Source organism: Bradyrhizobium sp. Ken64 (assembly GCF_055807555.1).
Map to the genome: position 1 here is coordinate 1 of NZ_JBVVPA010000056.1, position 8,217 is coordinate 8,217.

Consider the following 8,217-nt stretch of genomic DNA (forward strand, 5'->3'; position numbering starts at 1 on the left):
CTCGCGCTCGCGGTCATCGTGATCCCGGTGGTGCTGCGCACGACCGAGGACATGCTGCTGCTGGTGCCGAACGCATTGCGCGAGGCGGCCTCGGCGCTCGGCCTGCCGCGTTCGCTGGTGATCAAGCGGATCGCCTATCGTGCTGCCCGATCGGGTCTCATCACCGGCGTGCTGCTCGCGACCGCTCGCGTCGCCGGTGAAACCGCGCCGTTGCTGTTCACCGCGCTGTCGAACCAGTTCTTCAGCCTCGGCCTGAACAAGACGATGGCGAACCTGCCTGTCACCATCAACAACTTCGTGCAGAGCCCCTATGCCTACTGGAAGCAGTTGGCGTGGAGCGGGGCGCTGCTCATCACCCTGACCGTTCTTGCCCTGAATATTGGCGCGCGCATCCTTGGCGCCGAGAGGACCGCAAAATGAGTGATCTTTCATTATCGTCGATGAGCGCGGCCGGGGGTCTGCCGCAGACGGCGGCGCTGCCGGAGGCGCCTCCGAAGGTGACGGTGCGCAACCTGAACTTCTATTACGGCGAGCACCACGCGCTGAAGAACATCAACCTGACGCTCGGCGCCAATCGCGTCACGGCGTTCATCGGTCCGTCGGGCTGCGGCAAGTCGACCCTGCTGCGCATCTTCAACCGGATGTACGACCTCTATCCCGGCCAGCGCGCCACCGGTCAGCTCATGCTCGACCAGACCAACATCCTCGACGGCAAGCTGGACCTCAATCTGCTGCGCGCCCGCGTCGGCATGGTGTTCCAGAAGCCGACGCCGTTCCCGATGACGATCTACGAGAACATTGCGTTCGGCATCCGTCTCTATGAGAAGATCTCGAAGTCCGAGATGGACGGCCGCGTCGAGAAGGCGCTGCGCGGCGGCGCGCTGTGGAACGAGGTCAAGGACAAGCTCAACGCCTCCGGCCTGTCGCTCTCCGGCGGCCAGCAGCAGCGCCTCTGCATCGCCCGCACCGTCGCGGTGCGGCCCGAGGTGATCCTGTTCGACGAACCCTGTTCGGCGCTCGACCCGATCTCGACCGCCAAGGTCGAGGAGCTGATCCAGGAGCTGTCCGAGGACTACACGATCGCGATCGTCACCCATAACATGCAGCAGGCGGCGCGCGTCTCAGACAAGACCGCCTTCATGTATCTCGGCGAGCTGATCGAGTTCGACGATACCAGCAAGATCTTCACGTCGCCGACCGACCGGCGCACGCAGGATTACATCACCGGCCGGTTCGGCTAGGAGACGCGACATGGCTTCCGAACATACCGCAAAGGCTTTCGACACCGACCTCCAGGAACTCACCCGCCTGGTTGCGGAGATGGGCGGGATCGCCGAACGCATGATCGTCGAGTCCGTCGACGCACTGATCCGCCGCGACGTCCCGCTCGGGCAGCGCGTCGTCGCAACCGACACCGAGCTCGACGCGCTGCAGAAGCGCATCGAGGAGCGCGCGGTGCTCACCATCGCCCGCCGCCAGCCGATGGCGGTCGATCTGCGCGAGATCGTTGGCGCCATGCGCGTCGCGACCGATCTCGAGCGCATCGGCGACCTCGCCAAGAACATGGGTAAGCGCGTCGCGGCGCTGGAGACGGACTTCCATCCGCTCAAGCTGTTCCGCGGCCTCGAGCACATGACCGACCTCGTGCAGCAGCAGGTCAAGTCGGTGCTGGACGCCTATGCCGCGCATGATCTGCCAGCGGCGATGGCGGTGTGGAAGGGCGACGAGGAAGTCGACGCCATCTGCACCTCGCTGTTCCGCGAGCTCCTCACCTACATGATGGAGGATCCGCGCAACATCTCGTTCTGTATCCATTTGATGTTCTGCGCCAAGAACATCGAGCGGATCGGCGACCACGCCACCAACATCGCCGAGACCGTGTTCTACATGATCGAGGGCCAGGCGATCACCGACAAGCGGCCGAAGGGCGACATGACGACCTTCGCCAACACGGTACCGAACACTTAAGGAGCGACGACCCGATGGGCGCACGCATTATGGTGGTTGAGGACGAGGAAGCCCTGACCGAGCTTCTCCGCTACAACCTCGAAGGCGACGGCTATGACGTCGAGACGGTGATGCGCGGCGACGACGCCGACACCCGCCTCAAGGAGCACATCCCCGATCTGATCGTGCTCGACTGGATGCTGCCGGGCCTGTCAGGCATCGAATTGTGCCGGCGGCTGCGCACCCGTCCCGAGACCAAGCAGCTCCCGATCATCATGCTCACCGCGCGCGGCGAGGAGAGCGAGCGGGTGCGGGGTCTTGCGACCGGCGCCGACGATTACATCGTCAAGCCGTTCTCGGTGCCGGAGCTGCTGGCGCGCGTGAAGGGCCTGCTGCGGCGCGCAAGCCCGGAGCGGCTCGCCACCGTCCTTGCTTTTGGCGACATCGAGCTCGACCGCGACAAGCGCCGCGTGGCGCGCTCGGGCCGGCCGATCGATCTCGGTCCGACCGAATATCGCCTGCTGGAGTTCTTCCTGGAGCACCCGGGGCGGGTGTTCTCGCGCGAGCAACTGCTCGACAGCGTCTGGGGCCGCGACATCTATATCGACGAGCGCACCGTCGACGTGCATATCGGCCGCCTGCGCAAGCTGCTCAATCTCGGCCGCGAGCAGGACCCGATCCGCACCGTCCGCGGCGCCGGTTACGCGCTGGATGATCGCTTCGCGAAGGCGGAGCAGGTGTAGGGTTGCAGGCTTGAGGTTCTCAGCCGTCATCCCGGACAAGCGAGCGAAGCGAGCGCTGATCCGGGACCCATAACCACAGGGAGTGGTTTGGCGAAGACTCGGAGTGACCCCTTTCGCGCAACAACTGCGTGCTCGGAGTATGGGTCCTGGCTTTCGCCAGGACGACACTACAATTGAACTGTCTTCGCGCGACGACTTGCCGGATTAGCGCGGACCCGGCTTCACCGGTGCGCGGCGCCGATCCGACGCCGGCTGGTACGCGACGCGCGAGTGCTGGGCGCAATAGGGCAGGCCGGACAGCGCCCGTCCACCGCAGAAGAAGAAGTCCGGGCTCGACGGATCGCCGACCGGCCAGTGGCAGGTCGCCTCGTTCAATTCCAGCAGCGACAGCCGCTGGCTCATCGGCACCACGTTGTCGTAGGTGACCGGATCCGGCTCCGCCTCGACCTCAAACGCCTGCGCCAGCGCGGTGTTGCCGCGCGAGATCGGGCGGCTCACCCGCATCATGTGCTGCGCGGGGCGCGCCTTGCGCGGCCGGGGCGCTGCCGATGATGGGCTCTTGGCGCGGCCCGAAAGGCCGAGCCTGTGCACTTTGCCGATCACGGCATTGCGGGTCACATTGCCGAGCTCCGCCGCGATCTGGCTGGCCGAAAGTCCGGCCTCCCAGAGCTTTTTCAGCTGCTCGACGCGATCATCGGACCAGGTCAAAACCGTCATTGCACCCTTTCCCTCGCTGCGCGCCAGCCATCCTGGGGCCTCGCAGCGAATGCCTAAGCCTTCAAAAACCCGTGCCGCCAGAATCCCTTAAGGCTCGCCGGGCGCGTCTTGAACGCCCGAACGTTTACGCCGGTACATAAGGACTTAAAGATCAGAACCACTGCACGAGATGTCGTATCTGACAATCCAAACGCTACAATATGGCGTGACTCCCGCGCAAGAGTCCGCCGACTCGCTTCCACATGTTCCGTGGCTAAATCCCGCAAAATCGGCACCGCAAGACTACGGATTCAGCGTTTCGCGAGGCTTTCCGGGCGGCATTGACACCCGTTTCACCAGGCCTAAGATAGTCGTGCGTGCCGCCCTCAAGAGGCGGCACGTTTCGTTTTCCGGGCCGGTAGATGGTGCGTTGCGCAATGCACGCTCACGCCGTCCGCAACATTCAAGTGACCGTCATGACTAACAGCGCAGCGCCGCATTTGCTCCCCGTTTTCGCCAGGTCCGACCTCGGTTTCGAGCGTGGCGAAGGCTGCTGGCTGATCGCGACCAATGGCGAGCGCTATCTGGATTTCACCTCAGGGGTGGCGGTGAATGCACTCGGCCATGCCCATCCGGCGCTGGTCGCGGCGTTGCAGGAGCAGGCCACGAAGCTCTGGCACATGTCGAACCTGTTCCAGAGCCCGGACGGCGAAAAGCTCGCCGCGCGCCTGTGCAATGAAAGTTTCGCGGATTTCGTGTTCTTCTGCAATTCCGGCGCCGAAGCGCTGGAATGCGTGATCAAGGTCGTGCGCCGCTATCACGCGGCAAAGGGCCATCCCGACCGCTATCGCATGATCACCTTCGAAGGCGCCTTCCATGGCCGCACGCTGGCGACGCTGGCCGCGACGGGTTCGGCAAAATATCTCGAAGGTTTCGGCCCTCCGATGGAGGGCTTCGACCAGGTTGCGCATGGCGATCTCGAGGCGGTGAAAAAGGCGATCGGTCCGCAGACCGCCGGCATCCTGATCGAGCCGATCCAGGGCGAAGGCGGTGTGCGTTCGGCAACGCCCGCCTTTCTGAGGGCGTTGCGCCAGCTCTGCGACGAGAAGGGTTTGTTGCTCGCCTTCGACGAGGTGCAGACCGGCATGGGCCGCACCGGCGATCTGTTCGCGTACCGCCGCCTTGGCGTCGAACCCGACGTGATGTCGCTGGCCAAGGCGCTCGGTGGCGGCTTTCCGATCGGCGCCTGCCTTGCGACCGCGGAAGCGGCGTCCGGCATGACGCCGGGCTCGCACGGCTCGACCTTCGGCGGCAATCCGCTCGCGATCGCCGCTGCGAACGCCGTGCTCGACGTCATGCTCAAGCCCGGCTTCTTCGACCACGTGCAGAGGATGTCGCTGCTGCTGAAGCAGAAACTCGCCTCCGTGATCGACCGTCATAGCGATGTCGTCAGCGAAGTGCGCGGCGAGGGCCTCCTGATCGGCATCAAGGCCGTGGTGCCTTCCGGCGATCTCGTTGCCGCCTTGCGCGCCGAAAAGCTGCTCACCGTCGGTGCCGGCGACAATGTCGTGCGTTTCCTGCCGCCTTTGATCGTCACCGAAGCCGAGATCGAGGACAGCGTCGGGCGGCTCGAGCGCGCCTGCACCGCGTTGTCCGGCAACAAGCGGGCGGCAAGCTGATGAGCAAGTCGCCCGATAAAACACCCAAGAAAACACCGAAGCACTTTCTCGATATCAACGAGCTGCCGCTGTCGGAGCTCAAGCGCATGCTGGCCGCGTCCTCCGCGATGAAGGCGAAGCAGAAGGCGCATCAGCCGGTCAGGCCGCTCGAAGGCAAGACGCTGGCGATGATCTTCGAACGCCCCTCGACGCGGACGCGGGTGTCTTTCGACGTCGCCATGCGCCAGCTCGGCGGCGAGCCCATCATGCTCACCGGCGCCGAGATGCAGCTCGGCCGCGGCGAGACCATCGCCGACACCGCGCGCGTGCTGTCGCGCTATGTCGATGCCATCATGATCCGCATCCTCAATCACGATGCGCTGCTGGAGCTCGCGGCGAACGCTACCGTCCCCGTCATCAACGGCCTGACGCGGCGCTCGCATCCCTGCCAGGTGATGGCGGACCTCATGACCTACGAGGAACATCGCGGCCCGATCGAGGGCAAGACCGTGGCCTGGACCGGCGACGACAACAACGTGCTCGCCTCCTGGGCGCACGCCGCCGAGCGCTTCAAGTTCCAGCTCAATGTCGCGACGCCTCCGGAGCTCGCGCCGAAAAAGGCGATGCGCGACTTCATCAAGGCGACCGGCGCGCCGATCATGCTCGGAACGGATGCCGAAGCCGCCGTGCGCGACGCCGATTGTGTCGTGACCGACACCTGGGTGTCGATGGGCGACAAGGAAGGCGAGCACCGCCATAACGTGCTCAAGCCCTATCAGGTCAATGCCCAGCTGATGTCGCTGGCCAAGCCCGATGCGCTGTTCATGCACTGCCTGCCCGCCCATCGCGGCGAGGAGGTCACCGACGAGGTGATCGACGGTCCGCAATCCGTCGTGTTCGACGAGGCCGAAAACCGCCTGCACGCGCAGAAGGGCATTCTGGCCTGGTGCTTCGACGAGGTGAAGTGATCTCGCTGGAATCCCGGCGGCCACCTCACATATGATCGTCGTCCCGGACAAGCGCAGCTTCTGGCAACGCGCAGCGTTGTCCAGAACGGAGCGCCGATCCGGGACCCATAACCACAGGAAGTCGTTTGGCGAGGATTCGGAGTTGTCATCTCGCGCAGTAGCGTAATCCTGTGGTTATGGGTCCCGGATCTGCGCTAGCGCTTGTCCGGGACGACACCGAGGTTGAGGTTGCTTCGTACAGTTCCCCAACCCCCCTTCCAATTCCGCCTTCCGACCCCAGATAAGCGCCATGGTTTCCCAATCCCCTGACATGAAAACCGGGCCCGAAGGCCCGGTTCGCGCGCCATCCGCGGTTCCGATCGATGACGCCGTGCTGCCCTACGAGGTCGACGCGCTCGACGTGCGCGGTCGGCTGGTGCGGCTTGGTTCGGCGCTCGACGAGATCCTGACCAAGCACGATTATCCCGCGCCGGTCGGCAAGCTGCTCGGCGAGGCCATCGTGCTGACTACGCTGCTCGGCTCCTCGCTGAAATTCGAGGGCCGCTTCATCCTCCAGGCGCAGACCGACGGTCCGGTGTCGTTCCTGGTCGTGGATTACCAGGCGCCGGATCGCCTGCGCGCCTATGCGCGCTACGACGCCGCGCGCCTCGGCGAAGTCCAGGATTCCGGCAAGACTTCCGGCGCGCTGCTGGGCCACGGTCATCTCGCCATGACCATCGACCAGGGTCCCGACATGAGCCGCTACCAGGGGCTGGTCGCGCTCGACGGCGGCAGCCTGGAAGATGCCGCTCACGAATATTTCCTGCGCTCCGAGCAGATCCCGACCCGCGTGCGTCTTGCCGTCGGCGAGGAATGGCGTTCGAATGACGGCGGCAAGCATCGCTGGCGTGCCGGCGGCATGCTGATGCAATTCCTGCCGAAGGCGCCCGAGCGCGCGCGGCAGGCCGATCTGCATCCCGGCGACGCGCCCGAGGGCGTCGAGGTCCATGCCGTCGCTGAGGACGATGCCTGGGTCGAGGCGCGCTCGCTGATCGAAACCGTCGAAGACGTCGAGCTGATCGATCCCGAGCTGTCCGGTGAGCGGCTGCTCTACCGCCTGTTCCACGAACGCGGCGTGCGCGTGTTCAATCCGCTGCCCTTGAAGGCGCAATGCTCCTGTTCGCGCGATGCGGTGGCATCGATGCTGAAGAGCTTTTCGTCCGACGACCGGGCCGCCATGGTCAAGGACGACAAGGTCGTCGTGACCTGCGAGTTCTGCAGCTCGGTGTACGAGTTCACACCGGATGAGGCAGGCGTCGAGGACGCGTGAGACGTTAGCCCGTAGCTGTAGCCCGGATGGAGCGGAGCGCAATCCGGGGCCACTCGCGCCGTGTTTCGCACCTTCCCGGATTACGCTTGCGCTCCATCCGGGCTACGGGACCTCGCCTGTGTCGCGCCTCTGTCAATCCGCCCGCGTAAAAATATTCCACTTTACCGAAATTCGGAAATGGCGTATGTGTCGCCCATCCCGGCTCATCCTTGAGGGGCGATCTTGTGGTCGTCACGTTCGCGAGCCGGGCTTGCGGTGGACGCGGCAGCGTTCGGGTGCGAAAGGCGTGGGCAGGGCGGATTGCTCTCCGTGAGCCCAAGGCTTCGTTCCGACGAGCGGCGCTGCTAGGCTTCGTCTCGTCTGTAAGTTTCCGGCTCCGTCGACAGGGCTGGGAAAACTGCGGCGAAATGGCGGGCCGTGCGTACGGCAAAACCGTGTGGTCCTGGCCGTCGTTGCTACGGTCAAGCCCCGGCGAATGCGGCACTTGCGCCAACCGGCGTGGTGTCGGTGAATTTCGCGAGGGCGAGGGAGGCCAAAAGGAACTCGGCTCCCGGGAGAGCACGGCATAAGCCGTCCAACCACTGCGCAGGGAAGGCCGAGTGATTGGCTACACCTGTATGCTGCTGTGCGGTCTTCTTGCGCTACACCTTTCGCGCAGCAGACCGTGGGTGCCAGCCGGCACCCGGCCTTCCCTGCGCCCTCTTGGATTTGAGGGTGGTGCGACGAAGCAAGGCTCGGGCGAAATCGGCCGCGAGAACGAAAAGGCGTGTCTGCAAGTCGAAGATGAACGCGAAGACGATCCGCTCTCGTGCCCCGGACGCAGCGCAGCGTCCCTTCGACGGTGCGCTGCAGAGCCGGGGCCCATGTCTCCGCATTGTACCGTGTCGCCCCTGGGT

8 protein-coding genes are annotated in these 8,217 nt (G+C 64.8%); 7 read left to right on the plus strand and 1 reads right to left on the minus strand.

Annotated elements, in window-relative coordinates; genetic code table 11:
* From AC0L2F_RS35430 to phoB, 4 genes are all read left to right on the plus strand, one after another.
* Positions 1 to 420: ABC transporter permease subunit (locus AC0L2F_RS35430; protein ID WP_473251491.1), on the plus strand; the 420-nt coding region annotated here is incomplete at its 5' end.
* A complete protein-coding gene (gene pstB, locus AC0L2F_RS35435) occupies positions 417 to 1,241 on the plus strand; it encodes a phosphate ABC transporter ATP-binding protein PstB (RefSeq protein ID WP_007615689.1) in 825 nt (274 codons plus the stop codon). The genes AC0L2F_RS35430 and pstB, both read left to right, overlap by 4 nt.
* A gap of 10 nt (positions 1,242 to 1,251) precedes the next feature.
* Positions 1,252 to 1,968: a phosphate signaling complex protein PhoU gene (phoU, locus tag AC0L2F_RS35440; protein ID WP_007615688.1), complete on the plus strand. Its 717-nt coding sequence runs from the start codon at positions 1,252 to 1,254 to the stop codon at positions 1,966 to 1,968.
* Positions 1,969 to 1,982: 14 nt separating this feature from the next.
* The gene (gene phoB, locus AC0L2F_RS35445) at positions 1,983 to 2,690 is read left to right on the plus strand and encodes a phosphate regulon transcriptional regulator PhoB (protein WP_007597871.1); all 708 of its coding nucleotides are present in this window, start codon (positions 1,983 to 1,985) and stop codon (positions 2,688 to 2,690) included.
* Between the two features lie 204 nt (positions 2,691 to 2,894).
* Here the strand turns inward: phoB and AC0L2F_RS35450 are convergent, their stop codons facing one another.
* Positions 2,895 to 3,407: a GcrA family cell cycle regulator gene (locus tag AC0L2F_RS35450; RefSeq protein WP_007597869.1), complete on the minus strand. Its 513-nt coding sequence runs from the start codon at positions 3,405 to 3,407 to the stop codon at positions 2,895 to 2,897.
* A gap of 455 nt (positions 3,408 to 3,862) precedes the next feature.
* Here AC0L2F_RS35450 and AC0L2F_RS35455 point away from each other — a divergent pair, with 455 nt between their 5' ends.
* From AC0L2F_RS35455 to AC0L2F_RS35465, 3 genes are all read left to right on the plus strand, one after another.
* A complete protein-coding gene (locus tag AC0L2F_RS35455; RefSeq protein ID WP_027565895.1) occupies positions 3,863 to 5,065 on the plus strand; it encodes an aspartate aminotransferase family protein in 1,203 nt (400 codons plus the stop codon).
* Positions 5,065 to 6,012, plus strand: coding sequence for an ornithine carbamoyltransferase (gene argF, locus AC0L2F_RS35460; protein WP_473251492.1), 948 nt, complete (start codon positions 5,065 to 5,067; stop codon positions 6,010 to 6,012). Before AC0L2F_RS35455 ends, argF begins: the two co-directional genes overlap by 1 nt.
* A gap of 289 nt (positions 6,013 to 6,301) precedes the next feature.
* Positions 6,302 to 7,321: an Hsp33 family molecular chaperone gene (locus AC0L2F_RS35465; RefSeq protein WP_035974513.1), complete on the plus strand. Its 1,020-nt coding sequence runs from the start codon at positions 6,302 to 6,304 to the stop codon at positions 7,319 to 7,321.
* The last annotated feature ends 896 nt before the right edge of the window (positions 7,322 to 8,217 follow it).